The organism is Prosthecobacter sp. (assembly GCF_046154365.1).
Taxonomy (GTDB): domain Bacteria; phylum Verrucomicrobiota; class Verrucomicrobiia; order Verrucomicrobiales; family Verrucomicrobiaceae; genus Prosthecobacter.
Map to the genome: position 1 here is coordinate 1 of NZ_JBJXFV010000231.1, position 24,161 is coordinate 24,161.

The following is a 24,161-nucleotide window of genomic DNA, read 5'->3' on the forward strand; positions in this document are numbered from 1 at the left end:
GCGAATCCAGCGGCTTGCCAAAGCTCTCCATGATCTGCACTTCGTAGATGCCGCGCAGGTAGATGCCGCTGTTGCTGCCTTCCTGCGTGCGCACTTCCGTCTTCAGATTGAAGTCCTCAAACTCCGCGTCGGTGCGCAGATTGCCAAAGTGCTTGTCCTTGGCCTTCACCACGCGGTTTTGCAACACGCCATCGACGACGCTCCAGCCATTGTCGGCTTCTTTGAGCAAGCGCCAGCCGGTCAGGTCCTTGCCGTTCAAGAGCTGGATCGGTTCGCCGAACTTCACCTTCGCGAGATCAGGCTTGGCCGGGATGTCGGCGATGCGCTTGCCGGTGAACTCCGCAGGCTGGCCAATCGCCTTGCCTTCCGGATTCTTCTTCGAGGTGGTGAGCTTCAAAACGTCACCTTCCACCGTCGCGATGATCGTTTCGGTGGTGACCTTGCCTTCCTTGTTCTTCTGCTCACGCCTGACGAACAGTTTCGCACCCTCGACCTGTGTGCTCGTCGTCGGCACCACACTGCCACCGCCCCAGAGCACGCTGGAACTAAGCACACCATCTTTGGCCTCCACACCCAGCCAGCCAGCGCCATTACCCGGCAGCGTCAGCGCCCAACGGCCGATGAAGGGATTGTCAGCAGCATTCAAAACAGCGCCGAGACTGAACACGGCGGCGACAGAGAGAGAACGAATCGAGAGGAGCATAAGCAGGCAGGTTGGGTTGTTGAGTTGGGCGTGGGGTAACGCCACACGCCCTGCCTTTCTCACATGTCTTGAGCGGCCTTTCGTGCTGGACGAATAAAAACAAACGGCGGGCTGTGCTGTTTCAGCGCCAACGGCGCGTGACTCCTCAGCCCACGGGCGAAGCCCTGGGACCAGCACGATGGTTCGCGTCTCCTCTTGGGTGAAGCCCTGAAAGGGCGCTGCTCGACACCGTGCCTGCGTCGTCCCCAACCCGCATAAAAACCGCACGGTGTCGAGTCCCGCCCTTTCAGGGCTCACCTACAAGCCATGTGCTGCCTTGCCTGTGAACCCAGGATTGCATCCTGGGCTGAGGAATGCCGCACCCTTGGCGCTGCCAGAGCCCGGACCACAAATCCAGCACAGCGGGCCGCTTACTTGCGCTGATCCTTCACACAGTCGGGATCAGCAGGTGTTACCGAGCCGGTTTGATCGACCGGATGATTGAAAAGATACTTCCACACCGCCTCGTGGATGAATTTGCCATCTTTGTCCTTCACGGCGGCACCACCGGGCATCACGGAACTGTGCGCACGTCCCGCGTCCTTCTTCACGTCGGCGTTCGTGATGAGCCTGCGGCTGTTTTGAAACGGCGGGCCACTGATGTCCACGTCCACGATAGGTCCGAACTGATTCAATCCCATCATCTCCCACGAGCGGCAGTAGTGATCGCCCGTCCAGCCGCCGTCCAGCACATGGCTGAAGCCAAAAATGCGGTTCGCCGGCGTCGCGGAAGGCAGCGCCTGCCAGCTTTCCAAGTTGTCACGCGGCCCGCAGAAGCACACCACGCGATCCACCTTCTGATGCTTCGCAAAGCGTGCCGAGGTCGTCGCGCCGTGAGAGGCCCCCGAGAGGATCACCTTGTCCCAGTCCAGGCCTTTGCCATCCTTGCTCAGGAACTGCTTCCAATTGCCCTCGGGATGCTCCTTCGAGAGCCATTTCACGAACTGAAACGAGCGCTCCATGATGCCATCCGGCTGCGGAATGCTCACGAGATCACTGCGATCCTCGCCGATGGACGCTTCGAGCCGGATGTCGCCCAAAGTCTTGCCATCATCACGTCGCGCCGGCGGAATGATGCCGAACCACTTGTTCGCGTAATGCACCTGGATCGCATGCAGCCCGTAGCTATTTAGCCGCTCAAACAACGGCGCACTGTGCCCCATGAGCCAGATCACCAGCTTGCCCTGCGCTTTCACCTTCGTGTCCACGCTCGCATTCTGCATGTCTTGCGGCTTCCCTTTCTTGTCCGTGAACACGAAGTCGATCTCCGGATGCTCCTTGGCACGCGGATCAATCTCGCTCGCACGTTTGGAGATGGTTTCGGTGGCGAATGAGCTGGCCGCGAGGCCGAGACAGCAGATGAGGATGAGGTGTTTCATAAGTTTTCGTTCACGTTTCAGATTTAGCCCGACTCTTGACTCCTTGACTGTTGACCTCTTGTCGCTTCACGACTCAAACCGCCGCCCAGCCGCATACGACCCCACGCTGCGGATCGTCGCGCCGTCGGCTTTCGTCTGCTCCAGCGCCTTCTGCACACGCGGATCGGCTTCGGAGCCTTCGATCTCGATGTAGAAGCGATATTTGTTCGGCTGCCCACGGATCGGACGCGATTCGAGGCGCTTCATGTTGATGTCACTCTCACTCAACGGGGTCAGAAAACGGCACAGGCTGCCGGAGCGGTCCGGCAGCTCCACCACGAGCGCCGTGCGGTTATGTTCGAGCGACGGCGTGTTCGCCGCATGCCCGATGAGATAAAACTGCGTGATATTCGGCACCTCACCCGCAATCGGGAAATGCAGCACCTGTAAGCCGTGCCGCTCAGCGTTCTGACGCGGACCAATCGCCGCCGCTCCGGGCGTAATCGCGGCTTTTTCCGCCGCTTTGGCCGTGCTCGGCTCCACCACGCGTTTCACCTCGGGATAATTCGCCTTCAACCAGTCATCGCCGTGATAAAACGGCATCGCATGCGAGTGGATCGAGGTGATCTGCTCTCCTTCTCTGCCCAGCAGCGCCAGTTTAACATCCAGCGTCAGTTCTTCGAGGACGCGCAGCTCGCACCGCGCATCCACGAGCCGGTCCACCGTGTCGATGATGAAGCCGCCGGACGAATTTTCGATCGGCACGATGCCCAGCGCCTCGGGATTCGCGGCCAGAAAGTCGAACACATCTCCCACATTGTCCCGCAGGCTCACTGCCACGCCGGGGAAACGCATCTGCGTGATCAGATGCGAAAAACTGCCCTCAGGACCGAGGCAGGCGATGGTTGGCGGCGGATTCATGCGCCGCGCATGCTGTGGTGGTGCCTGCGTGCGGTCAAGCTGAGTCATCAAACGGCGCTAACGAAGCTGCTGATTCTCCCCTCACCCCAGCCTCTCCCCGGAGCAAACCACGACCAAGTGGTGTCATCGACGGGGAGAGGGGAATGCCTTGCGCTCCGATACGATTCCAAGGCACCCGAAGCGAATCTCCCTCTCCCCGCCCCAGTTTCAATTCGCTCCAAGATCACCTTCGGGGAGAGGGCTGGGGTGAGGGGTCAAAATCGAACCCACGCTGGCATTCCCCTCACAGCGCATGTTTCTTTCCCCATGCGTCGCCGCTGGAAAACCATCCTCATCACCCTGCTCGTTCTCGCAGCAGTCGGCTGGTGGGGCATTCCGTGGCTAGTGCCGTTGCCAGAAGCTCTGCTGAAACCACCGCCCGCTTCCACGCTTTACCTCGCCCGCGATGGCACGCCGCTGCGGCATCTGCTGAACGCAGACGGCACGCGTTCCGCGCCACCGGTGAAATTCGCGGAGATTCCGACAACACTCGTCCACGCCGTGCTCGCCGCCGAGGACAAACGCTTCTTCTCCCATAGCGGCATCGATCCCCTCGCCATCGCTCGCGCGGCCTGGGACAATGCACGCACCGGTCACGTCGTCTCCGGTGCCTCGACGATCCACCAGCAGCTCATCAAAAACACCACGCCGCGCTCCGGCAAACGCACGTTGGGCATTAAAATCATCGAAGCGCTGCAAGCGCGACGCCTCGCGATGTCCTGGAGCCGCGAAGACGTGCTCGCCGCCTACCTGAACCGCATTTCCTTCGGCAATCTCATGACCGGAGCCGCCACGGCAGCCTCGGGTTATTTCCACAAACCTCTCAACGACCTCACACCCGCCGAATGCGCGTTACTCGCCGCGTTGCCGCAGTCGCCGAGCCGTTTGAACCCATTTCGCAGCCTGGAGGCTGTTTTACCGCGCCAGCGCCGCATCCTCGATCGCATGTACGCACTCGGCTGGCTCGATGACGAGCAGCATCGCATCGCTTGGGATCAAAAGATCGTCCTGCAACGCTTCAGCGGCGGATTTGAAGCGCCGCATGCCATTGAAATGCTGCGAGGCGAATCCAGTGCCACCACGATCCGCACCACGATTGATGCCATGCTTCAGCAGCAGGTCGAAACGATCATCGCACAGCGGTTGGAGTCGCTCAAAGATCGCCATGTCTCGCACGGAGCCGTGGTCGTGATGGACAACGCCACCGGAGCCGTGCTCGCGCTCGCTGGCTCGCGCGATTTCTTCGCGAATGAAGGCGGTCAGATCAATGGAGCCTGGGCACCGCATTCACCCGGCTCAGCGATGAAGCCGTTCACGTATCTGATCGCCTTCGAGCGCGGTGCGACGCCCGCGAGCATCGTCGCCGACCTGCCGGTCGAGTTCGCCACCTCATCCGGCACCTACCGTCCGGAAAATTTCTCCCTGCGCAGCTTCGGGCCGATGACGTATCGCCATGCGCTCGGCAATTCGCTCAACATCTCCGCCGTACGCGTACTCGACTCCATCGGCGGAGCCGAAACGCTGCTACCACGACTGCGCGAACTCGGATTGACCACGCTCACCGAAGACGCCGCGCATTACGGTCTCGGCCTCACCATCGGCAACGCTTCCGTGCGTTTGATCGAACTCGCCAACGCCTACGCTTGTCTCGCTCGACTCGGTCAGTTCAAGCCGTGGACGATGCGTACGGATGCTCCCACGAGCGAAGAACACCGACTTCTCGGCGAAAACGAAAGCTGGCTCATCGCCGACATCCTTAGCGACAATCAGGCGCGTGAAATGGCCTTCGGCAGTCATTCCGTGCTGCGCCTGCCGTTCAAATGCGCCGTCAAAACCGGCACCAGCTCCACCTTTCGCGACAACTGGACACTCGGCTTCACACGCGAGTTCACCGTCGGTGTCTGGGTCGGCAATTTCGACAACACACCGATGCAGGATGTCAGCGGCATCACCGGCGCGGGGCCGATCTTTCGCGATGTGATGCTGCATCTGCACGAAAAACATGCGGCGACGTGGTTTGACCGCCCTGCGGCCATCACCCATGCCCGCATCGACCCACGCACCGGCAAACGCCTCACCCCGCTGACGCCGCCATCACGTTTGAGCCGCGAGGAGTTCTTCATCGCCGATAAGATGCCGCCGGTGGCTCAAGCCAGCAATTACGACGCCCGCGGCCGCGCCATCCTGCCCAGCGAATACGCCGCATGGATTCCCACCAGCGCCAACTGGCTCGGCGATCTCATCACCACCGCCGAAACCGATGCCAAACCCGTCCTGCGCATCACGAACCCGATTCCCGGCACCGTCGTCATCCTCGATCCCGACATCCGCAACCACGGCAACCGCCTCCTCCTGCAAGCCACTGGTGCCTCGCAGTCACATTGGAGTTCCAAGACCCTCGAACTCCGGTCCGAAGCCAATCATACCTTCGCCATTCTCAAACCCGGACGGCATGAAATCGAATTGCGGGATGAAGCGAGCGGTTTGAGCGCGAGCACATTTGTGATCGTAGAGGAAGAGTAATGTTTCAATTTCCTTCAAGATCACCTTTCGTCAGGTCTGACAGTTTCTGCAAGCATCCAGCCTAACCCAAACGCTCGAGCTTCATTTCCGGAGACCAAAAATCTCCGAGCAGAACGTGGATTGTTGTAACAAGCATAGATCATCCTCCAGGTGAACTTGAACCCGCATTTGATGCAGTCGCATGTTTCATCATCGCCACCCAAGGGTTGGCATTTTGAGAGGTTTGAAACGTCTGGATAAAAGGACTCACATTCATCCTCATGGAGCACGGGAGTTCCACATTCAGGACACTTCAAGAGGACATGGCAACCATAGCCAGCGGCACCTCGCTCGGTTAAAGCTGCTTCGTTCAAGCGCAACAAGTGCCGACGGTTTGGATATGGCCCATAGATCCTGCGCTTCATCTGTTGAACCCAGTTAATTGGTATCGCCAACAGATAATATGTCACCCAGATCACCGGAGAAACGACGCGAACCCAGCCCGGAGGGCCATCCGGGAACTTGTTCTCCAGGCTAACTCTGTGCAGCATCCAAAAGTGTCGGCTGAAGATGAACATGCAGGCATTCTAGCATCTGAATCAATTGGTTTCAGCAAGCCGCTCCCGATACACTTTCCGGGCATGCTCATACGCCGCGACGGCGTCATCGTGCTCCTTGGGATCGATGAGCGCCTCTTTCTGTGACCAGCATTGATCGACGCTCTTGAGGCACCATTCGAGGCTGCGTTTTTCGCGGATGGGTTTGTCGTTCACGATAACGAAGATCGGATTCGTGTGAGAGCTGGCACGGATGCGCACGGCGAGCCAGCAGCTTTTTTCGACGGGCACGTCGAAGGTCAGATCACGCGTGGTGCCGTCGGCGGCCATGTTTTGTTTCGCGACGGACTCGCCGTTGACGAGAAGCTCGACGGGAACTTCGTGCGAGGTGCCGATTCTCGCGCGTTCGATGTCCCAGAAGGGCTTTTGACCGGCGGGGGCGTTTTTAATGTCTGGACGCGGCTGTTCGCCGAGGAGCGCGGCGGCTTTGACGGTGACTTTGACTGTGGTGGGCTTGGCGAGCTTCAATTCGCTGCCGTTGACGCCGAGTTCGACGTTGTTCGCCTTGAAGTCGATGAGATGGCTCTTGCCGTCGCTGACGTAGGCGCGACCTGAGCGGATGCCCTCGCACCAGGCGTCGTAATTGAGTTTGCCATCAAGCTTCACGTAGGCGCGGCCAAGCCCGACACGTTCGCCGTAGATGCAGGGGAAGTCGGTCTCGCCGCTGATGCGGGTGCGGAAGCCGGCATTGAGCGTGTGATACCAGATGTTCAGCTCCCAAGTGTGCGGCGTATCGACCATCGAGAGGAAATCGACCGCAGGCACCGGCTTGCCGTCCGGCCCTTCGACCATGTGCGTGACATCAACGATGTATTCGTTCGCGCCGATGCCATTGAACGGCGGCACGATGTAGTTCGGCAGCTCGTCGGTGGCGCTTGGCATGCCGAGTTTGTATTGCTGGCCGCGAGCGGGATCGTTTTCGGCGAGCGGTTGCAATCCCCAGCCGCTGTGCGCGGGGCCGGTGAGCGCGCCCTGCTTCTTCGCCCACTTGAGTGTGTTGAGGCAAAGCGTGGGCCAGTGCGCGGTGCTGTCACCGCCGGGATACATCTGCTCCTTGAGCTTCAGCAGGCAAAGGTGGCCGCTTTTGTGACTGCCGAAGCCGCTGACCTCGACATCGTAGCGCAGCAGGAAGGGATAGCGTGATTCCTTGTCTTCGGCACCGGTGAAGAACTGCTTCTGGTAATCGAAGCACGGCCCCCAGGTAAGGTTCGCGCCGATTTTGAGGTCTTCGCCCATGCAATGCCGCGCCATGTCGGGTGCATGCACTCCTTGCGTGGGCACGGAGTAATGCGCGCAGCCGGCGGCGTGGATGTGATGATCGCCGCTCCACCAGCCGAGCTTCGAGGGATCGATCCAGCGCTTCACCTGGAACTTCAGTGATGTGTTTTGGCCGGAGATGGCGACTTTTCGCGATTCCGGCAGCGATTCGGGCCCACGACGAAAAACCACGTCGTAGTCGCCATCGGGCAGCTTCAGCGATTCGCCGTCGCCACGGTAGATTTGCGGGTGGAAGAAGAAATCCGGCGCGTGACGCTTGATCTGGCTCGGATAAACGCGTCCGGCTTTGTCTTTGATGAGCAGCTCGGCGATGCAGGGCTTGCCGTCTTCATCGGTGATGGCGAGTTTCACCTCGCGCGCCGGCTGGCAGTCGAACAGCACGCTCGTTTCGTTGCGGAAGCCGAGATCCTGCGTGCCCTGGCCGGTGTCGAAGCTGAAGGTGGCGTCGCGTTTGCCCGCGTCGCGGCTGTAGAGCTGGATGATGCGATACTCGACGGCGAGTCCGCTCAAGGTCGGCTGCATCGGCGGCGCTTCGAACATCTGCATGTCGAGCCAGCGTGCAGAAAGCGCAGGCTGGCCGGGATCACGCGGTTGTGCGTTCGGTGTCACGGGCGGTGAGCCTTTCACATACGCCTCCTTTGCCTGCGGACTGCTGCCGACGAGCTTCGCGGTCACGCCCGCTTCGTTATCCACGCGCACGAGATACTGCCGCCAGCCGGACTCATCGAGCACCGGCTTCGCCGCACCCGTTGCCACCTTCACGCGTTGTTCGGGCGTGATGGTGACCTGAAACAGCGCATGGGCATCGAGCAGGGTTTGCGCCTTGGCCGCGCTGGCGGTGTCATTTGCCCCAATGCAGGCCTTCAGCGTCACAATCTCATCGGCACTGAACGGCGAACCGAGGTAGTTCGTCGCGTCGATCAATCGCTGCGTGGCAGCGAGGAAGGGCTGGGGTTCGACGGCGGTGGCGTGTGCGAGCGAAAGGCACGCGAGGAAACAAATCGGCGTTCTCATGGTACACCAAACGTTCGCCGACCGTGCGGGCTTCCATGTGCGCGTCAGCGTCCTGGAGTGCGGCGGTCCTCCGCCGCTTTCGAGCGTCCAAAGGACTGCGTAAAGCGCTGGAGGGCCAGCGCACTCCAGGACGCTGACGCGCCGATCGCTACACCACCACCAGCACGATCGCGCTCATCATCAGCAAGGCTCCCGCCAGCCGCCAGCGCATGACCTTGGGGCCGAGATGCTGCTCGGCATTCACGAACCAGTGGCCGATCATCCACACGAGGCCGACGCTGAGCAGGCCGCGCGAGGCATAGACGATGTTGGCGGAGGTGGCCTTGCCAAACACGGCGAGGGTGCTGACGAAGATGATGCTCTGCGTGCCGAGCAGCAGCGAACCGCCACCAAGCCAGCGCCAGGCCTGACGCGGAATGGCGCTCAGCGGCGCGGAGAAACGGAAGATGAGTCCGAACGACAGCAGCGCATTGATCCAGAAGATGCATGGCAGCAGGCGGCCAGCTCCCCAGCTTGGGCCCCATTTTTGCACGAGCACATCAAACACGGCGAACGCCACGGCACCGGTACCACCGGCGATGAAGGTGATGAGCAGGTGACGTGGCGGCTGGTTGGCATCTTTGCGATTCAGAAACGTGATGCCGAGCACGCTGAGGAAGGCGGCGATCCACAATTTCATGCTCACGGCATCGCCAGTCAGCAGCGGCGTTAAAAAAGCGACAAGGATGACCTTCAAACCGAACACCGGCACCGCCACGGACACATCGCCCTTCTCCAGCGCGAGGAACTGCGAAATCTGGCCGACGAACAGGCACATCGCGATCACGCCGGGCTGCCAGAGCAGTTCTTTCTCCACCGGCGGCCCGCCGAGTAGCCAGAGCAGCGAAAACAGCAGCGCGACGATGATATTGGCGACAAACGTGGTGCGCCACAGGCCTACGCCGAGATCACTGGAGCGCTTTAACACAAGCGCCCCGAACGCATACAACAAGGCGGCAATGAGCGGAAACAGCGTGGTGGCGAAAGCAGGGGACACTCATGCCAGTAACACGGACGGCCACGCTATCAAGATCGAGAATCTTGTCGTCTCAGCCGCTGCTTGCCACGCGTAGAGTACTCGCTAAGGCAACGCTCCCCAACCACCTTCCATGACCCCGACCTTCCCCGAACAATCCGTCGCCGTGCTCTTCAGCGGCGGCGACTCGCCTGGCATGAACGCTTTCCTGCGCGCCATCGTGCGCCTGGGCCTGAACCGCGAAAAAATCGCCGTGCTCGGCATCCGCGATGGCTACCGCGGCCTAGTACGCACCGCCCGTGCCGTAAACGGCGATGCCGATGCGCTCGTGCGTTTGAAAAAGGACATCGCCACGCACACGGGCCGCGCGGGTTTGATCTCCGAGCAACTTCACGTCATCCAGATGGACCACGCCAGCGTGAGCGGCATCATGGGCAAAGGCGGCACCATTCTCGGCTCCGCACGCTGCCTGGAGTTTCACGAGAAGGAGGTGCGCACGAAGGTCATTCAACTGCTCAAAGACCTCAACGTGCGTGCGCTCGTCGTCGTCGGTGGCGATGGCTCGCTCACCGGGGCGAAATTGCTCGCCGAAGAAAGCGATCTGCGCGTCATCGGCATTCCTGCCACGATTGATAACGACCTGCAGTTCACCGACATGGCGTTGGGTGTCGATACGGCGGTGAACACGCTCGTGTGGGCCGTGGATCACTTCATCGACACGGCACGCAGTCACCGCCGCGTGATGGTGCTGGAAACGATGGGACGTGCGAGCGGTGACCTCGCGCGCATGGCTGGTCTGGCCTCCGGCGCGGAGATGATCATCACGCCAGAGGGCGGACCGCTCAAATCAGCGGACATGAAGCGTCTCGCCGCGAAGATCGAAGGCGCGATGACGCGTGGTCGCGGTCACGCCATCGTGCTGGTCGCTGAAGGCGTGCAGTTTGACCCGCCGCAGAAGCGCAACCGCGCCTACGTGCTCATGGATGCTTTCCAGGAATATTTCCAGCGCAGCGGCGCACCGTTCCCTGATCTCGAAGTGCGGCCTTCGGTGCTCGGCCATCTACAACGCGGCGGCCACACTACGCCGCAGGACTGCATCCTCGCCGCCCGCTTCGCGGATTGCGCATGGAAAACCATCGGTGAGCCGAATGGCAAAAGCGGCATCACTGCGCTGCGCAAAAACGTCATCGAGATCGTCCCCTACGGCGAACCTGACATGCCCGAACGTGCCGCCTTCTCCCGCGAGATGGAGAAGTTGCATGATGATTTGAGTTCGTGGTGAGGAGTTGGGGTTAAGCGTTAGAGGTTGTGGGTTATGAGCTGTTCTTGATCTCACTCATAACTTCTAACCTCTCACTCCCCCTTCACCCACCGATCCATCCACTTCAGCGTCTTCTCCCACATCTCCGGCAGGTACACATGGCCGATGCCGGGATAGATCGCGTTCTCGAAGTGCTGCGCCGCTTCGCTACCATGCAACGCATAAACCTTGCTCACGATCTCGCCGATGTGCTTCACACCATCGACCGGTGAGCCACCATCCTGATCGCCGGTCATGAACAGCGTTGCCCGCGGCGCGGCGAGTGCGATCACGGCCTCGCTGTCGAAGTTTTTGAGCATGCCGGGCACGAAGTAGTAAATGCCGTGAGCTTTGAGCATGCCGGCGCGGATCAACTCCTCGTAGCGCGTCATGCACGCCACGCACACAGCGGCACGCGGGCGATCATCCATCGCCATCACCCACCAGCTTCGCGTCGAACCCATGCTGATGCCCGTCACGCCGATGCGGCTCGCATCCACCTCCGGTCGTGAGCAGAGATAATCCAGCGCGGTCAGATCATCGCGCACGATCATGCCCCACAGCGTGCGGCCGGCCCAGAGATGAAACTTGGCGGCGGTCATCTCACCCGCACTGCCTTTTTGCTGCGGTCCATCGGGGCCCTTGCCGTTTCGCTCGCCGAAGCACGGTGCATCGATGCCCAACACGACATAACCGGCCGCCGCCAGCGCCGGACCGGGCGCCACGGGCGTCGCATTCGTCTGCAGCAGCTCCTGTTTGCCGATGTCATACTGCCCGCCATGCCAGTGGCAGTAGAGAATCGCCGGAGCCTTGCTCTGCGCGGTCGCCTGCTTCGGCACAAACACATACCCCTTCACGATTTCACCCGAACCGTTGTCGAACTGGATCGTCTCGTGCGTGTACGTGCCCTTGTCCTCTTTCGCGATCACTTGAAAGGCCGACACCAGTGGTCGCGGCGGCAGATCGCCGAGCAATTCAATCAGCTTCGCGCGGATCTGCGCTCGCTGTGGCTGCCAGGCATCGAGCGACGCAGGCACCTGCAAGGGTGGGGCGATCTTCGTGTGGGCCAGCCAGGCATCGGCAGTGGGTTCAGCGGCTTGCATGCGGGTGAGCAAGAGAGTGAGCCAGACAAAGATCGTGCGCATCCGCTGGTTTTATCAGACCGCCAAATTTCGCGCAACATGCATGCGAGCCTTTCGTTCCCATCGCCCCATGAAACACACCTCCCTGCTCACGTTGTGCCTCGCACTCGCCGCCTTCGGCGTTCGTGCCGAAGACAAACCGCTTCTCGCCGTTCCCGGCAAAGTTATCTTTGAAAGCAAGCTCGACACCGCACCCGGTGAGCCGTGGAAAGCCGCCAAGGGCAAGTGGGAGCTGCTGGAAGGCGTGATGCGCGGTTCAGAACTGGAAGCAGACAAGCACGGCGCTGTTTCTCGCCTGCCAAACAAGCTGCAGGACTTTGTCATCGAGTATGAATTCAAGCTGGAAGGCGCCAGGAGCACCAGCCTCTCGATCAACGGTGTCAAAGATCACATGGCGCGCATCATGATCACGCCCAAGTCCGTCGCCATTCAGCGCGATGACAGCGACCACGAAGGTCCGGACAAGGCGATCGTCTTCGCCCGCTTCGCCACCGAACTCGCTTCGGGCTGGCACAAGGTGCGCCTGGAGATGGTGGGCGACATGATGCTCGGCAAAGTCGATGACCTTGTCGCCTGGGGAGCCAGTGATCTGTTCAAAAACGAAAAAGCCTCTCCAGGCTTCACCGTCGGCGGCCAGTCCGTCGATTTCCGCAACTTCAGCCTGCGCGAAGCCACGCTGAATCCTGCATGGGAAGACGTGAAGGCTACGCTGCCGAAGCCCGGCGAGAAAGTGGCCGCTGCTCCCGCCAAAGGTGCGGCGAAGGGCAAGAAGAAGGCCGAGTAAGCTGGCGCATTCATTCCAACCTGCGTTGACCTTGTTGGCGAAGGAAACACTGATTTATACCGCAGAGACAGGAACGCCGCAGAGAAAGACCTTCTGAATCAAGCCTCTGCGGCGTTCTAATCTCTGCGGTGTGGATTTAATCAGCGGTTCCCTAACGCAGGTTTTTCCATCAACTCATTCCGCATCCAGCTTGAAACCCGCGAACGCCTCAATGCTGCGGGGATGCGGCGCACCTTCCCAGCCGCGCTCGCAACCGGTGATCACCATGGCTGCGTACTTTTCATCGGGACTGGTGAAGCACCCCACAATGGCGACGGTGAAGGGAAACAGAAAGCCGTCGTAGGACTTCTGGAACACGGCGGACTTCCGGTCACTGCCCAAGAAGATTTCGAAACTCCTCACGCCGGTGTAGCCGAAGTCCGCGTGTTTGCCGTGCACCACTTCAAGCTCCACATTGACCACGGTGCTGCGGCGTTTGCCCAGAACGAGCGGGAAGTGATCCATCGCCGACGCTGTGCGTTTGACGCCATGCTTGTTTAACAAGGCTGTGATGGCCTGCCCATGCTTGGCCCAAACCTGTGCGATGCCGCTGGCGGCGTCCTCGCCCATGATGAATTCAGCCGTGGCCGTCGTGACGTTGGTGGTCATGTCCTGGATCGTCACGCCCCAACGGTTTTCGCCAGAGGCTTCATCCAGCGGTTTGAGCACCCAAGCAAACTTGCCATCCGCCGACCAGCCCAGCGGGAACAGGCGGTCATCCATGCCCGCGAAAGGTTCGGTAGTCACAAAGAGCGGCGTCTCGGTCGGCGCAGCGTTTTGCGCGGACAGCATGGTCGTGGCAGCAAGCAAGCTCAGCGCAAATGAATGAAGAGTCATAGCACCAGCATGAGCCGCAGCGCACGATTTGGAAACTACAAAACGGCTTGATGGGCGGCGGCAAACAATGAGGCGAAGACGAAATGACGAAACCAGCATGAGCCATTCTCCTGACTCGTTGCGAGCCGCTCAAACCGCCTCCATATCTCCTGAACCATGCCCACGCCCGCCTTTCATTACCAGGAACTCCTCGAACTCGGCACCGACGACACCGAATACCGCCTGCTGACCAAAGAACACGTCAGCGTGCAGAAGTTTGGCGACAAGGAGCTGCTCGCCGTCGATCCCGAGGCGCTCACGCTGCTGGCGAACCAGGCGTTTCATGACATCAATTTCTTCCTGCGCCCGAAGCATTTGCGGCAGGTCGCCGCCATCCTCGATGACCCTGAGGCCAGCGAGAACGACCGCATGGTCGCGCTGACGATGCTCAAGAACGCTGATGTGGCTTCGGCGGGCCTGCTGCCGTTTTGCCAGGACACAGGCACGTCGATCATCATGGGCAAAAAAGGCCAGCAGGTCTGGACCGGCGGTGGGGATGAGGCGGCGCTGTCGAAAGGCGTCTATCTTGCCTACACGGAGAACAATCTGCGCTACTCGCAGAACGCGGCGCTCGATATGTTCACGGAGAAGAACACGGGCACGAACCTGCCCGCGCAGCTCGACATTTATGCGACCGATGGCGATGCGTACAAGTTCCTCTTCATCGCCAAAGGCGGCGGCTCGGCGAACAAGGCTTACTTGTATCAAGAGACCCGCGCCGTGCTGAATCCGAAGGGTATCGTGAAGTTCCTCAGCGAAAAAATGGTGTCGCTCGGCACCGCCGCATGTCCGCCGTATCACCTCACCTTCGTCATCGGCGGCACCTCGGCTGAATCGACGATGAAACACGTCAAACTTGCCTCCACGAAGTATTACGACGGCCTGCCGACCACCGGCAACGAACACGGTCGCGCCTTCCGCGATGTCGAACTCGAAGCGCAGATGCTCCAGGCCGCCCGCGAGTGCGGTATCGGCGCCCAGTTTGGCGGGAAATACTTCGCGCTCGACGTGCGCATCATCCGCCTGCCGCGTCACGGCGCGTCATTGCCCATTGGCATCGGCGTTTCCTGCTCCGCCGACCGCCAGGCGAAGGGCAAGATCACGCGTGACGGCGTCTTCATCGAGAAGCTCGAAACGAACCCGCTGCAATACATCCCCGAGGAGCTGCGCCACCGCAAAGACACCAACGCCGTGCGCATCGACACGAACCGCCCCATGGCCGAGATCCGCGCCGAGCTGAGCAAATACCCCACCACCACGCGCCTCCTCATCAACGGTCCCATCATCGTCGCCCGCGACATCGCTCACGCGAAGCTGAAGGAGATGCTCGATGCTGGCAAGCCGCTGCCCGACTACTTCAAAAATCACCCCGTCTATTACGCCGGCCCCGCCAAAACACCCGCCGGCATGCCCAGCGGCAGCTTCGGCCCCACCACGGCGGGCCGCATGGACAGCTACGTCGATCTTTTCCAAAGCCACGGCGGCAGCATGATCATGATCGCCAAAGGAAACCGCGGCCAGCAGGTCACCGACGCGTGCAAAAAACATGGCGGCTTCTACCTCGGCAGCATCGGCGGTCCCGCCGCCATTTTGGCCAAAGAAAACATCAAGAAGGTCGAAGTCGTCGAGTTCGCCGAACTCGGCATGGAAGCCATCTGGAAGATCGAGGTGGAGGACTTCCCGGCCTTCATCCTCATCGATGACAAGGGGAATGATTTCTTCCAGACCGTCGGTCCGGGATGTTCGGTGAAGCATTGAAGTCACCCAGTGAAAGATTTGATAACCAAGATAATCTTGTCTAAATACCAAGTTGATCTTGTTATTTAACCAAGATAATCTTGCCAAATGAAGCCTCTCGACGGTCCCATCCTCGAAACTGCCCTCCAAGCCGTCTCTACTGCACTCGCCCATGAAGGGGCGGAGCCGGAGACGGTGGTGATCTGCGGCGGGGCGGCTTTGCTGAGCCTGGGGTTCATCTCCAGGCGCACGAAAGACGTGGATGTGCTGGCCGGGGTGCATCCGGTGGATGGACTGGTCGATCCACGACCATTCTCCCCGGCATTGAAGAACGCGGTGGAGGAGGTGGCGAAGGCGCTGGGGCTGCCGCCGAACTGGTTCAATGCCGGTCCAGCGGATCAGGTGATGGCGGGTTTGCCAGAGGGTTTTCTGTCGCGGCTGCAACGTCGTGACTTTGGGAGCCACCTGACGGTGTTCCTGCCCGACCGGTATGATTTGATCCATTTAAAACTCTTCGCCGGCGTGGACCAGGGGCCGGGGCGCCACTGGTCGGACCTGAAGGCGCTGAACCCAACACGCGACGAAATGCTGGCCGCTGCCCGATGGGTGCTGGGCCAAGACGCAGGTGAAGTCTTCCCCGGCGTGGTGCGTGACGCCCTGAGAATCCACGACTATGCCGACATCGCTGACCAACTTTAAAACGGATCTGCGATCAGCGATGCGTGACCTGCTCTGGCGGCAGTGGAGCCGCCTGGGAGCTGGCTTGCAGGAACTCGATGGATCACCATCACCCGAAGGGCATATCATCGACCCGGAAGCGCTGCTGCTGGCGACAACGGTGTTTGGCAGGCAAGATCAGCGGTTGTTTGATGAAGCGCTCGACTGGCTGGTGTCCTTTGGGGCGTTGATCAATGTCCAGCGTCTGAAGAATCTGCACGCGGACGGCGAACTCGGCCATGCACGCGCACTGGGTGCCGTCGCGGCTTATGTGACACGTCATGGCAAACTGCCGAAATGGGGTGCCTTGACGAAGGCGGGCTCCGATCCCTTGCCAGCAGAGCCTGAGCCTTTTTTTGAGTCACCTGGAATCCCTGCGATGCACCGAGGTGTGACCGATCCAGATTTTCTCGCTCATGGATGGTTGCGCGGGATGCCAAGAAAAAAAGAGCTTTCCATGCCTCCTTCGCCCGAGCGTGTGGCTGATGTTTTGCTGACGCTCCGAGCATTGATCGGTGTCTCGTCGCGCTGCGAAATCATTCTCTGCCTGCTCACCCGCCCCTCGGCCAGACCGGCAGAACTGGCGCGGCTGACCGGCTACTCGGCACAGGCAATCCAAGCGGTGCTCAATGAGATGGTGCTGTCCGGCAAAGTGCGAACGGACGGACCTCGCACACCCGCAGCGCGACAGAAAACCGTGCGGGGGGTGTCGCTACGCTACTTCCTGCAACCCCAGGACTGGCATTTCATCCTGCCTGCCGAGTCGTCACCGCGCTGGCTCCCATGGGCAGCCCTTTTTGCCCTCGTGCAGGGTGTGGATGAAGCGCTGTGTACGATTCCCGACGAACTACTGCTCTCCATGCAGCTTCGCCGGCTCATGGAAAGACATGTGTCCGATCTGACAGAAGGCATTTCTTCTCAACTCGGCTATCACCCGAATATGATTGGTGAATCGCTCCTCAAATGTTTGGCGGTGGATCTTCCACGATTACTCCGCGCTATTTAAACCAGAAAATCTCCAGCATCTCTCCCACCATGCCCACACCTATCCGCGTCACCATTTGGAACGAATTCGTGCACGAGCGTCGAGATGCGGCGGTGGCGGCGATTTACCCGAAGGGCATCCACGGGCTGCTGGCGGAGGTTTTGGGCCAAAACGACGACTTCATCATCCGCACGGCGACGCTCGATGAGCCGGAGCAGGGCTTGCCGCAGGCGGTTCTCGATGAAACGGACGTGCTGCTATGGTGGGGGCATGCTGCGCACGATCAGGTGCTCGATGAAACGGTGACGCGGGTGCAGCAGCGCGTGCTGGCGGGCATGGGATTGATCGTTTTGCACTCCGGGCACTGGTCGAAGCTCTTCAAGCGGCTGATGGGCACGAGCTGCGCGTTGTGCTGGCGCGAGGCGGGCGAGCGGGAGCGCGTGTGGGTGGTGAATCCGGGACATCCTATCGCCGCAGGGCTCGGCGACTGCATCGAGATCGAGCAATCGGAGATGTATGGCGAGCCTTTCGGCATCCCGACGCCGGACGAGCTGATCTTTGTCTCATGGTTCCAAGGCGGCGAAGTTTTCCGCAGCGGTGCGACATGGACGCGCGGCAGCGGTCGCATCTTTTACTTCAGCCCGGGGCATGAAGTGTATCCCATTTATCATCATCCCGATGTGCAGCGTGTGATCGCGAACGGCATCCGTTGGGCGAAGCTGCAAGGCAGCGCGGCGAACACGCCACGCCATGTGCCGGTGGAGCAGGCGCGGGAGACGATCACGGCGCGCGGCGGGAGCGTGCATTGACGGCGGAGCAAAGTAGCCGTCATCGCTCCGCGTGACGAGCTGGGCGTGTTGTCGGCGAGACAAGCTCAGCGTTATGCGGGGCTTGGTTCTGCTGGCGAGAGCGTTGTGCTCATCACGCGGAGCGATGATGGCTACTGTCGCGTGATATTCGCCCGCCCACCGCGCAGGACGTATTTCTGGATCTTTCCAGTCGCAGTCTTCGGCAATTCGGTGATGAACTCGAAGCCGTGGGGAACTTTGAAGTGGGCGAGATGCTCGCGGCAGAAAAGGCGCAGCGCTTCGGGCGTGGTTTCGGCTCCGGGTTTGAGGACGATGAAGGCTTGCGGCGTTTCGCCCCATTTTTCGTGCGGCAGACCGACGACGGCGGATTCTTGGATGGCGGGATGACGCAGCAGCACGCCTTCGACTTCGACAGAGGAGATGTTTTCGCCGCCGCTGATGATGATGTCCTTCCAGCGGTCGCGGATCTCGATGTAGCCGTCGGGGTGGACGACGGCGGCATCACCGCTGCGGAACCAGCCATTGCGGATGGCTTTGGCGGTGGCGGCAGGGTCGTTGTAGTAGCCTTTCATCACCGCATTGCCGCGAATGATGATCTCGCCCATGGATGCGCCGTCCTTGGCGACTTCGTTGTCTGCGTCATCAACGACGCGGACTTCGGCATTGGCGAGGTATTCGACGCCCTGACGTGCTTTGACGATGGCACGGGCACGCGGATCTAGCTGGGCGTGCTCGGGACGTGATTCGCTGATGGTGACGATGGGGGAGACCTCGGTGAGGCCATAGACGTGCGTGATTTTCCAGCCGAGTTCGCCTTCCACACGCTCAATGGTGGCCGCAGCGGGCGGTGCGCCGGCGGTGATGACGCGCACACCACGCGGAGCCTGTGCGCGATATTCTGCTGGCGCATTGGCGATGCTGATGAGCACGGTCGGCGCCGCACAGAGCAGGGTGATGCCTTCACGCATGCTGGCTTCAAAGATCAGCTTCGGATCAGCCTTCGGCAGACAAATATGCCTGCCGCCGACGGCGGTGATGGTCCACACGAAGCACCAGCCGTTGGCATGAAACATGGGCAGCACCCACAAATAACGATCTGCCGCCGTGAGGTGCGTGTGCATGAGGTGGCCCATGATGTTCATGGCCGTGTTGCGGTGCGTGACCATCACACCTTTCGGGTTCGCGGTGGTGCCACTGGTGTAGTTCAGCGCGATCATTTCTGTCTCAATGATCTCGGCAGGGACAAAGTCGGGCGCGGAAGCGGCGAGCGTGGCCTCGTAGTCGATCCAGCCGGGTTTGGAGCCGCTGAAGGCAATGAAGTGCTCCGCGCCGGGGACTTGATCACGGATGGAATCGACGGCGTCGAGGTAGTCGGCATGCACGCACACGACGCGGGCACCGCTGTGGTTCAGGATGTAGGCGAAGTCGGCGGCGGTGAGGCGGAAATTGATCGGCACGATGACGGCACCGATCTGCGGAACGGCGTAAAAGGCCTCCAGATGCGCGTGGGTGTTCGGCGCGATGGTGGCGATGCGTTCGCCGGGCTGCACGCCGAGTTTTTGCAGCGCAGCGGACCAGCGGTCGCAGCGGTCGAAGAACTCGCGGTAGGTGAAGCGGCGGCTGCCATCGACCACGGCTTCGCGATCAGCGTAGAGGCGGCGGGCACGGCGGGCGAAGTCGAGGGGTGAGAGCGGCGTTTCCATGGAATGCCGCGATCATAGAAAAGCCCGGTCAAGCATGGCGAGCGAAAACATGCGTGAACTTTTCAACGCGGCGATGATTCTTACCGCGACTTTGCCGCCAGATGGCGCTACGGAGCGGGCGCATGACCGACATCGACATTGAAACGCTTTCCGTTCGCATCCGCCAATCGCTGGGGTGCAGCAAGGATCTGGCGGCTGACTACGCCAAGGGTATCGGCAATCCGCCCGAGATCATCCATGGCAAGATCCTGGTGCGTGATGCCGACGGCCGCATCGTGGCCCGCGTGCCGGACAGCGTGCTGGCGTAAAGCCTGGCTCTCTTCGAAACCCAACAAAAAAGCCACAGAACCGACGAGGCGGCTCCGTGGCTGAACCTGGATTCAGGTTTTGGGGGGAAGGATCAGGCCGGGCGTGCTTCGATGCTCGCCACCATCTTGCGGACGTGGGAGGCCTTGTCGGCGCGGGGTTTCAAAATGGCGAGGCTCTTGGCGAACGATCCCCATTTGATGACCTGGATGGTCACACGACGCGTGCCCCAACTGTTCATGGAGCTGAAGCTCGGCTTGTAGAGGTCGATGGTCTTGGTGCCAACGAGGGCGGAACCGTAGTCATCGACGATGTAGATCGAGGGATCGCCCTTGATCTGGAACACGGTGCCCACCGGATAGATGGACCAGTCGGCGGCGGCGCTGCGGATCTGGCCGTGTTTGAGCAGCGTGCCCACGGCGGTGCGGGCTCCGTACTCGATGTGATCGCTTTCGTCGTGGGTGTAGGCGGTGGTTCTGACGCCTGCAATGACCTGGCCTGGAGTGCCAGCTGGGGTTGTGGTTGAGCTTTTAACTTCTACCGCGAAAGCGGAGGCGCACAAGGCAGCGAGGCACAGGAGGGTGGTTCGGATCAAAACGTAGGTTGGGTTGTTTGGGTCGCGCTTTGCCAAGGTGGTTGGTCCGGGCAAAGGGGCGCGCATGCTCCCGAGGTAGCCGGAGCTGTCAACGCGGGTTTTCCCGGCCCAAATCGGCCTCAAACCTCGATTTTTCGGCCTCCAGGGCCGATTTTAGTGCCATGCGGTCACTTCAAACGGAGAACCGCCCCGTAGGCCTCCGCCCCGCCGGGCGAGGTCATGGTCTGGCCGCCGAATGACGCAGGTGCGACACAGGAACCTGAAAAAATCAGCCTGCCGGAGGCCATACGAGTGGGTAATCGTCCAGAAATGGAGTACCTACGGAACACACGGAAGGCACGGAATTCAGGAGATGGGGATCTGGGATGACTCGTTTTGCGGCAGTGGGGCAGTGGGTCAGTGGGGGCAGAGAGGCAAAGAAGCAGGGGCATGAATTTCAAAATTTGCACCTTTGCTCCCCCGCCTGCAACGCTGTAGCACTGCGGGCAGGTCCGCTCCTTTGCGGCAAATCCGGGGCACTTCCGTGTATTCCGTAGGCCTTCCAGACTTACTGGATCGGCGAGAAGTCCGTCGCCTTCATATAGACACTCTTCACGCCTTCAGCCTGCGGCTGGATGGTCAGCGGGCCGTTCTTTTCGCTCTCGCCCTTCGCCTTGATCCAATCGGGATCGGCACGGAAGGCGGTGAAGGAGGCGATGCCGGCTTCCTTGCTGGCGTGGGAGAGGATGTAGATCAGTTTTGTGCCTGCACCTTTGTTCGCATCCGTTGGCACCCAGTAGGCGAGGTGGCTCATGCCGTGTTTGCTGAAGAGCTTCATCGTGTGATTGCTGAAACGGGCATGCAGGTCGTTGAGTTTGCCTTCGGGCGTCGTGTAGGTGCGCAGTTCAAACACGCGCGGCTTGTCGCCCTTGGCGACGGTCAGCGGCGGCGAGTACTCCGTCGGCGTCATGAAGATGGACTCAGGTGCTTTCGCGAGAATTTTGCCATTTGCCTCGCTGGCTTTGGCGGCGGCCTGCCATTCGGGGTCAGCGCCGAAGGCCTTGAAGCTCGCCTTGGCCGCTTCACGGCTCTTGTGTTCGAGCACGTAGATCAGCGTGGTTTTGGAGCCGTTCTCCTCATCCACCGGCACCCAGTAACCGACGTTGCCCATGCCGTGCTTTTCAAACAGCTTGCAGGTGTGATCGCGGAAGCGGGTCAGCAATGCATCGAGCTTGCCTTCGTTGCAGGTGTAGATGCGCAGTTCATAGACGCGCGAGTCTTCGGCGGCGTGGATCATCGTGGAAAACAGGCCGGTGAGGGTGAGGGCGAGGGCGAGAAAGGTGAAGCGCTTCATGGTGGCGGGAACAAACGCCGGGCAGAGAGCGGCTTATCACGATGCTGCTGCCAAAATGCCCGCCGCCTTGTGCAGGGTCTCCTCGTGCTCGTGTTCGGGTACGGAATCGGCGACGATGCCGGAGCCGACGTGGAGGGTGATTTCATCATCCTTTTGCACGGCGGTACGGATGGCGATGTTGCATTGGCTGCGGCCGTCGAAGCCGAACCAGCCGATGGCGCCGGTATAGAGGCAGTTGCAGAAACAAAACGCTGATCCTTATGGACGCCGGATTTCGGGGTCGCCTTCGCGGCGGAGATGCTCAAAGTCGGTGAGGTTCAGCGTGTAGAGCACCGTGGTGCCGGCCTTCCTCGCCGCCACGAGATGCATGAAGTCGTAAACGGCTCCACTGCGCGCACCATGTTTTCTGGCCAGTCGGAGTGCTGCCAGGAGTTCTACGGCAGTGAGTTCAACCACTTGAACACGGGGCATGACCGTCTGACTGAGAAGCTGCGCCGCGAAATCAGCGTCCACTTTCACGCCGAGCCTGCCGCTGGTCAGTGTAGAGAATGTTTCCAGCAGCGCGTGCGCATAGACCACTCCTTCACCTTGCATGAGCAGTGCGAGGCTCTCCGCGTGCCGGTCTTCGTCGGGCGCAAGCGCCGCGATCAGCACGGAGCTGTCCAGCAACGCGCTCATCGACTCAATGCTCGTTCGGCCTGCTCGTCACGGTCGGCGCGGATGGCAGCGGCGGCGTCCATTTTGATGCCAAGCTTCGGCAGCACCAGAACGCCATTCTCAAGCTCTCCAGCGGTCACCACTGGAATATCCTTCACGATTTCGATGCGGTGCGCCGTCACCTCGGCACGCAGACGAACTCCTGGCTCCACGCCGAAAACGCGCTTCAGGGACTCTGGCAGACAAATCTGTCCGGCGTCATCAATAGTCAGGGTCGCGGTCATGAAGCTGATTTTGCCACCCAATGGCCCGAACCGCAAGCCCGCCCTGAACTCATGCCGCCGCCGCGAGAATCCCCGCCGCCTTGTGCAGGGTCTCCTCGTGCTCGTGTTCGGGCACGGAGTCGGCGACGATACCGGAGCCGACGTGGAAGGTGATATTATCGCCCTTTTGCACAGCGGTGCGGATGGCGATGTTCCACTGGCTGCGGCCATCGAAGCCGAACCAGCCGATGGCGCCGGTGTAGAGGCCACGAGGATGCGGTTCGAGTTCGGCGATGATCTCGGTGGCGCGTTTTTTCGGCGCACCGGTGATGCTGCCGCCGGGGAAGCAGGCGCGGAAGGCATCGACGTGATCGACGTGCGGGCGGAGCGTGCCGGTGACGGTGGAGACAAGGTGAAACACCTGCGCGAAGCTTTCCACGCGCCACAGCTCGGGCACGGCGACGCTGCCGAATTCGCAGACCTGGCCGAGGTCGTTGCGCTCGAGGTCGGTGATCATGAGCAGCTCGGCGCGTTCTTTGGCGGAGGCGGTGAGCTCGCGCACGGCGGCGCTGTCGCGAGCGGGATCGCCGACGAAACGCGGACGCGTGCCTTTGATGGGACGGGTGGCGATGCGCGGGCCGTCCATGCTGAGGAAGGTTTCAGGCGAGGCGGAGAGGACGGTGGTTCCGGCCAGTTGCATGAAGGCGGCATGCGGGGCAGGGGACACGGTGCGCAGTTTTAAATAGAGCGCCAAAGCGCTCGCGTCCTGCGGCCACGCGGCTTTCCACGGGTAGGAGAGGTTGACTTGGTAGATGTCTCCGGCGGCGATGTAGTCCTGCGCGCGCTGGACGCTGCGGATGAAGTCGTTACGGGTGACTTGAGGTTTGAAGTGGAGCTGTGGGGCAGCCGGAGATGGAAAATGGAAAATGGAAAATGGAAAATGGCCAAACTCGTACCAGCAGGAGGAGTCGTGATCGTAGATGAGGCCGTGAGGGTAGATGCCGAAGGTGAAATGGCCGTCGTAACCGACCCAGCCATACAAACCGCCTGCCGCGGCACGAGGCGTGCGCAGGGCGGCGCGGACTTTTTCCCAATCGTGGTCGATATGGCCCTGCAAAATGGCCACGGGCTCGGCGGTGAGGATGGAAATGGCTCCGGAGGTGGGCAGGGATGAATCCATCCAGATGAAGCCCTCGCGCTGGCACAGTTGCGCCGCGATTTCGGCGGGTGTGAAGGAAAAATGGCACCGGCGGTGATGCGGCGACGTTTCCAAGGCATGAACGATCAACGGCTGGGTGCGACCTTCCGGCATTTTGAACGAAGAACCCTGGAGCATTGACACTGGTAGGCCCAAATCGTACCATGGCCGTCTTTTTCAGCAACTCGTGACTCCCCCTTCCACCACTCTCACTCCTGATCGTGATCGTTC

Annotated in this window: 21 protein-coding genes and 1 pseudogene; 8 read left to right on the forward strand and 14 right to left on the reverse strand. The window is 60.8% G+C overall.

From position 1 onward, the window contains the following. The 3 genes from ACKVY0_RS29205 to ACKVY0_RS29215 all read right to left on the reverse strand — a co-directional run. Positions 1-703 (reverse strand): DUF1080 domain-containing protein (locus ACKVY0_RS29205; protein WP_409218415.1); only part of this gene is annotated, 703 nt, incomplete at its 3' end. A 410-nt stretch (positions 704-1,113) separates the two neighbouring features. After that, a complete protein-coding gene (locus tag ACKVY0_RS29210; protein WP_409218416.1) occupies positions 1,114-2,121 on the reverse strand; it encodes a BPSS1187 family protein in 1,008 nt (335 codons plus the stop codon). Positions 2,122-2,187: 66 nt separating this feature from the next. Further along, positions 2,188-3,069, reverse strand: coding sequence for a prephenate dehydratase (locus tag ACKVY0_RS29215; protein WP_409218417.1), 882 nt, complete (start codon positions 3,067-3,069; stop codon positions 2,188-2,190). Between the two features lie 258 nt (positions 3,070-3,327). Between ACKVY0_RS29215 and pbpC the strand changes: the two genes are divergently transcribed. After that, positions 3,328-5,583: a penicillin-binding protein 1C gene (pbpC, locus tag ACKVY0_RS29220; protein ID WP_409218418.1), complete on the forward strand. Its 2,256-nt coding sequence runs from the start codon at positions 3,328-3,330 to the stop codon at positions 5,581-5,583. A gap of 578 nt (positions 5,584-6,161) precedes the next feature. Here the strand turns inward: pbpC and ACKVY0_RS29225 are convergent. Next, entirely contained in the window at positions 6,162-8,471 is a 2,310-nt protein-coding gene (locus ACKVY0_RS29225; protein WP_409218419.1) for a CehA/McbA family metallohydrolase, read from the reverse strand. Between the two features lie 148 nt (positions 8,472-8,619). After that, the gene (locus ACKVY0_RS29230; RefSeq protein ID WP_409218420.1) at positions 8,620-9,507 is read right to left on the reverse strand and encodes an EamA family transporter; all 888 of its coding nucleotides are present in this window, start codon (positions 9,505-9,507) and stop codon (positions 8,620-8,622) included. A gap of 112 nt (positions 9,508-9,619) precedes the next feature. Between ACKVY0_RS29230 and ACKVY0_RS29235 the strand changes: the two genes are divergently transcribed. Continuing rightward, positions 9,620-10,768, forward strand: a complete 1,149-nt coding sequence (locus ACKVY0_RS29235) for a 6-phosphofructokinase (protein WP_409218421.1) — start codon at positions 9,620-9,622, stop codon at positions 10,766-10,768. 71 nt (positions 10,769-10,839) lie between these two features. On the opposite strand, the gene ACKVY0_RS29240 is transcribed toward ACKVY0_RS29235, so the two are convergent. Next, on the reverse strand, positions 10,840-11,931 hold the full coding sequence (locus ACKVY0_RS29240) for an alpha/beta hydrolase (protein ID WP_409218422.1): 1,092 nt from the start codon (positions 11,929-11,931) through the stop codon (positions 10,840-10,842). A gap of 67 nt (positions 11,932-11,998) precedes the next feature. Here ACKVY0_RS29240 and ACKVY0_RS29245 point away from each other — a divergent pair, with 67 nt between their 5' ends. Next, positions 11,999-12,712, forward strand: a complete 714-nt coding sequence (locus tag ACKVY0_RS29245; protein WP_409218423.1) for a hypothetical protein — start codon at positions 11,999-12,001, stop codon at positions 12,710-12,712. A 174-nt stretch (positions 12,713-12,886) separates the two neighbouring features. On the opposite strand, the gene ACKVY0_RS29250 is transcribed toward ACKVY0_RS29245, so the two are convergent. Further along, positions 12,887-13,543, reverse strand: coding sequence for a hypothetical protein (locus tag ACKVY0_RS29250; RefSeq protein ID WP_409218424.1), 657 nt, complete (start codon positions 13,541-13,543; stop codon positions 12,887-12,889). Between the two features lie 201 nt (positions 13,544-13,744). On the opposite strand from ACKVY0_RS29250, the gene ACKVY0_RS29255 reads away from it, so the two are divergent. From ACKVY0_RS29255 to ACKVY0_RS29270, 4 genes are all read left to right on the forward strand, one after another. Next, complete coding sequence (locus tag ACKVY0_RS29255) at positions 13,745-15,385, forward strand: fumarate hydratase (protein WP_409218425.1); 1,641 nt, start codon at positions 13,745-13,747, stop codon at positions 15,383-15,385. An 87-nt stretch (positions 15,386-15,472) separates the two neighbouring features. Further along, on the forward strand, positions 15,473-16,063 hold the full coding sequence (locus ACKVY0_RS29260) for a DUF6036 family nucleotidyltransferase (protein ID WP_409218426.1): 591 nt from the start codon (positions 15,473-15,475) through the stop codon (positions 16,061-16,063). 64 nt (positions 16,064-16,127) lie between these two features. Then, positions 16,128-17,087 (forward strand): hypothetical protein, encoded by a 960-nt coding sequence (locus ACKVY0_RS29265; protein ID WP_409218427.1) that lies wholly within the window; start codon positions 16,128-16,130, stop codon positions 17,085-17,087. 29 nt (positions 17,088-17,116) lie between these two features. Further along, positions 17,117-17,875, forward strand: coding sequence for a ThuA domain-containing protein (locus ACKVY0_RS29270; protein WP_409218428.1), 759 nt, complete (start codon positions 17,117-17,119; stop codon positions 17,873-17,875). Between the two features lie 131 nt (positions 17,876-18,006). On the opposite strand, the gene ACKVY0_RS29275 is transcribed toward ACKVY0_RS29270, so the two are convergent. Then, positions 18,007-19,578, reverse strand: a complete 1,572-nt coding sequence (locus ACKVY0_RS29275) for a long-chain-fatty-acid--CoA ligase (protein WP_409218429.1) — start codon at positions 19,576-19,578, stop codon at positions 18,007-18,009. A gap of 122 nt (positions 19,579-19,700) precedes the next feature. Between ACKVY0_RS29275 and ACKVY0_RS29280 the strand changes: the two genes are divergently transcribed. Beyond that, the gene (locus tag ACKVY0_RS29280) at positions 19,701-19,886 is read left to right on the forward strand and encodes a hypothetical protein (protein ID WP_409218430.1); all 186 of its coding nucleotides are present in this window, start codon (positions 19,701-19,703) and stop codon (positions 19,884-19,886) included. Positions 19,887-19,978: 92 nt separating this feature from the next. Here the strand turns inward: ACKVY0_RS29280 and ACKVY0_RS29285 are convergent, their stop codons facing one another. The 6 genes and pseudogenes from ACKVY0_RS29285 to ACKVY0_RS29310 all read right to left on the reverse strand — a co-directional run bounded on the left by ACKVY0_RS29285 (position 19,979) and on the right by ACKVY0_RS29310 (position 24,044). Next, complete coding sequence (locus tag ACKVY0_RS29285; RefSeq protein WP_409218431.1) at positions 19,979-20,479, reverse strand: 3D domain-containing protein; 501 nt, start codon at positions 20,477-20,479, stop codon at positions 19,979-19,981. A 547-nt stretch (positions 20,480-21,026) separates the two neighbouring features. Then, the gene (locus ACKVY0_RS29290) at positions 21,027-21,812 is read right to left on the reverse strand and encodes an NIPSNAP family protein (protein WP_409218432.1); all 786 of its coding nucleotides are present in this window, start codon (positions 21,810-21,812) and stop codon (positions 21,027-21,029) included. 36 nt (positions 21,813-21,848) lie between these two features. Then, a pseudogene (locus tag ACKVY0_RS29295) lies at positions 21,849-22,031 on the reverse strand (chorismate-binding protein); the annotation flags it as partial. A 39-nt stretch (positions 22,032-22,070) separates the two neighbouring features. After that, positions 22,071-22,490 (reverse strand): type II toxin-antitoxin system VapC family toxin, encoded by a 420-nt coding sequence (locus ACKVY0_RS29300; RefSeq protein ID WP_409218433.1) that lies wholly within the window; start codon positions 22,488-22,490, stop codon positions 22,071-22,073. Next, on the reverse strand, positions 22,487-22,753 hold the full coding sequence (locus ACKVY0_RS29305) for a hypothetical protein (RefSeq protein WP_409218434.1): 267 nt from the start codon (positions 22,751-22,753) through the stop codon (positions 22,487-22,489). Before ACKVY0_RS29305 ends, ACKVY0_RS29300 begins: the two co-directional genes overlap by 4 nt. A 49-nt stretch (positions 22,754-22,802) precedes the next feature. Then, positions 22,803-24,044 (reverse strand): anthranilate synthase component I family protein, encoded by a 1,242-nt coding sequence (locus tag ACKVY0_RS29310; protein ID WP_409218435.1) that lies wholly within the window; start codon positions 24,042-24,044, stop codon positions 22,803-22,805. Positions 24,045-24,161 lie beyond the last annotated feature (117 nt).

Coding starts and splice junctions, on each gene's coding strand:
- ACKVY0_RS29255 (WP_409218425.1), top strand. CDS start 13,745: ATGCCCACGCCCGCCTTTCATTACCAGGAACTCCTCGAACTCGGCACC.
- ACKVY0_RS29235 (WP_409218421.1), top strand. CDS start 9,620: ATGACCCCGACCTTCCCCGAACAATCCGTCGCCGTGCTCTTCAGCGGC.
- ACKVY0_RS29215 (WP_409218417.1), bottom strand. CDS start 3,069: ATGACTCAGCTTGACCGCACGCAGGCACCACCACAGCATGCGCGGCGC.
- ACKVY0_RS29270 (WP_409218428.1), top strand. CDS start 17,117: ATGCCCACACCTATCCGCGTCACCATTTGGAACGAATTCGTGCACGAG.
- pbpC (WP_409218418.1), top strand. CDS start 3,328: ATGCGTCGCCGCTGGAAAACCATCCTCATCACCCTGCTCGTTCTCGCA.
- ACKVY0_RS29275 (WP_409218429.1), bottom strand. CDS start 19,578: ATGGAAACGCCGCTCTCACCCCTCGACTTCGCCCGCCGTGCCCGCCGC.
- ACKVY0_RS29305 (WP_409218434.1), bottom strand. CDS start 22,753: ATGACCGCGACCCTGACTATTGATGACGCCGGACAGATTTGTCTGCCA.
- ACKVY0_RS29290 (WP_409218432.1), bottom strand. CDS start 21,812: ATGAAGCGCTTCACCTTTCTCGCCCTCGCCCTCACCCTCACCGGCCTG.
- ACKVY0_RS29250 (WP_409218424.1), bottom strand. CDS start 13,543: ATGCTGTCCGCGCAAAACGCTGCGCCGACCGAGACGCCGCTCTTTGTG.
- ACKVY0_RS29245 (WP_409218423.1), top strand. CDS start 11,999: ATGAAACACACCTCCCTGCTCACGTTGTGCCTCGCACTCGCCGCCTTC.
- ACKVY0_RS29280 (WP_409218430.1), top strand. CDS start 19,701: ATGACCGACATCGACATTGAAACGCTTTCCGTTCGCATCCGCCAATCG.
- ACKVY0_RS29210 (WP_409218416.1), bottom strand. CDS start 2,121: ATGAAACACCTCATCCTCATCTGCTGTCTCGGCCTCGCGGCCAGCTCA.
- ACKVY0_RS29310 (WP_409218435.1), bottom strand. CDS start 24,044: ATGCCGGAAGGTCGCACCCAGCCGTTGATCGTTCATGCCTTGGAAACG.
- ACKVY0_RS29300 (WP_409218433.1), bottom strand. CDS start 22,490: ATGAGCGCGTTGCTGGACAGCTCCGTGCTGATCGCGGCGCTTGCGCCC.
- ACKVY0_RS29225 (WP_409218419.1), bottom strand. CDS start 8,471: ATGAGAACGCCGATTTGTTTCCTCGCGTGCCTTTCGCTCGCACACGCC.
- ACKVY0_RS29260 (WP_409218426.1), top strand. CDS start 15,473: ATGAAGCCTCTCGACGGTCCCATCCTCGAAACTGCCCTCCAAGCCGTC.
- ACKVY0_RS29240 (WP_409218422.1), bottom strand. CDS start 11,931: ATGCGCACGATCTTTGTCTGGCTCACTCTCTTGCTCACCCGCATGCAA.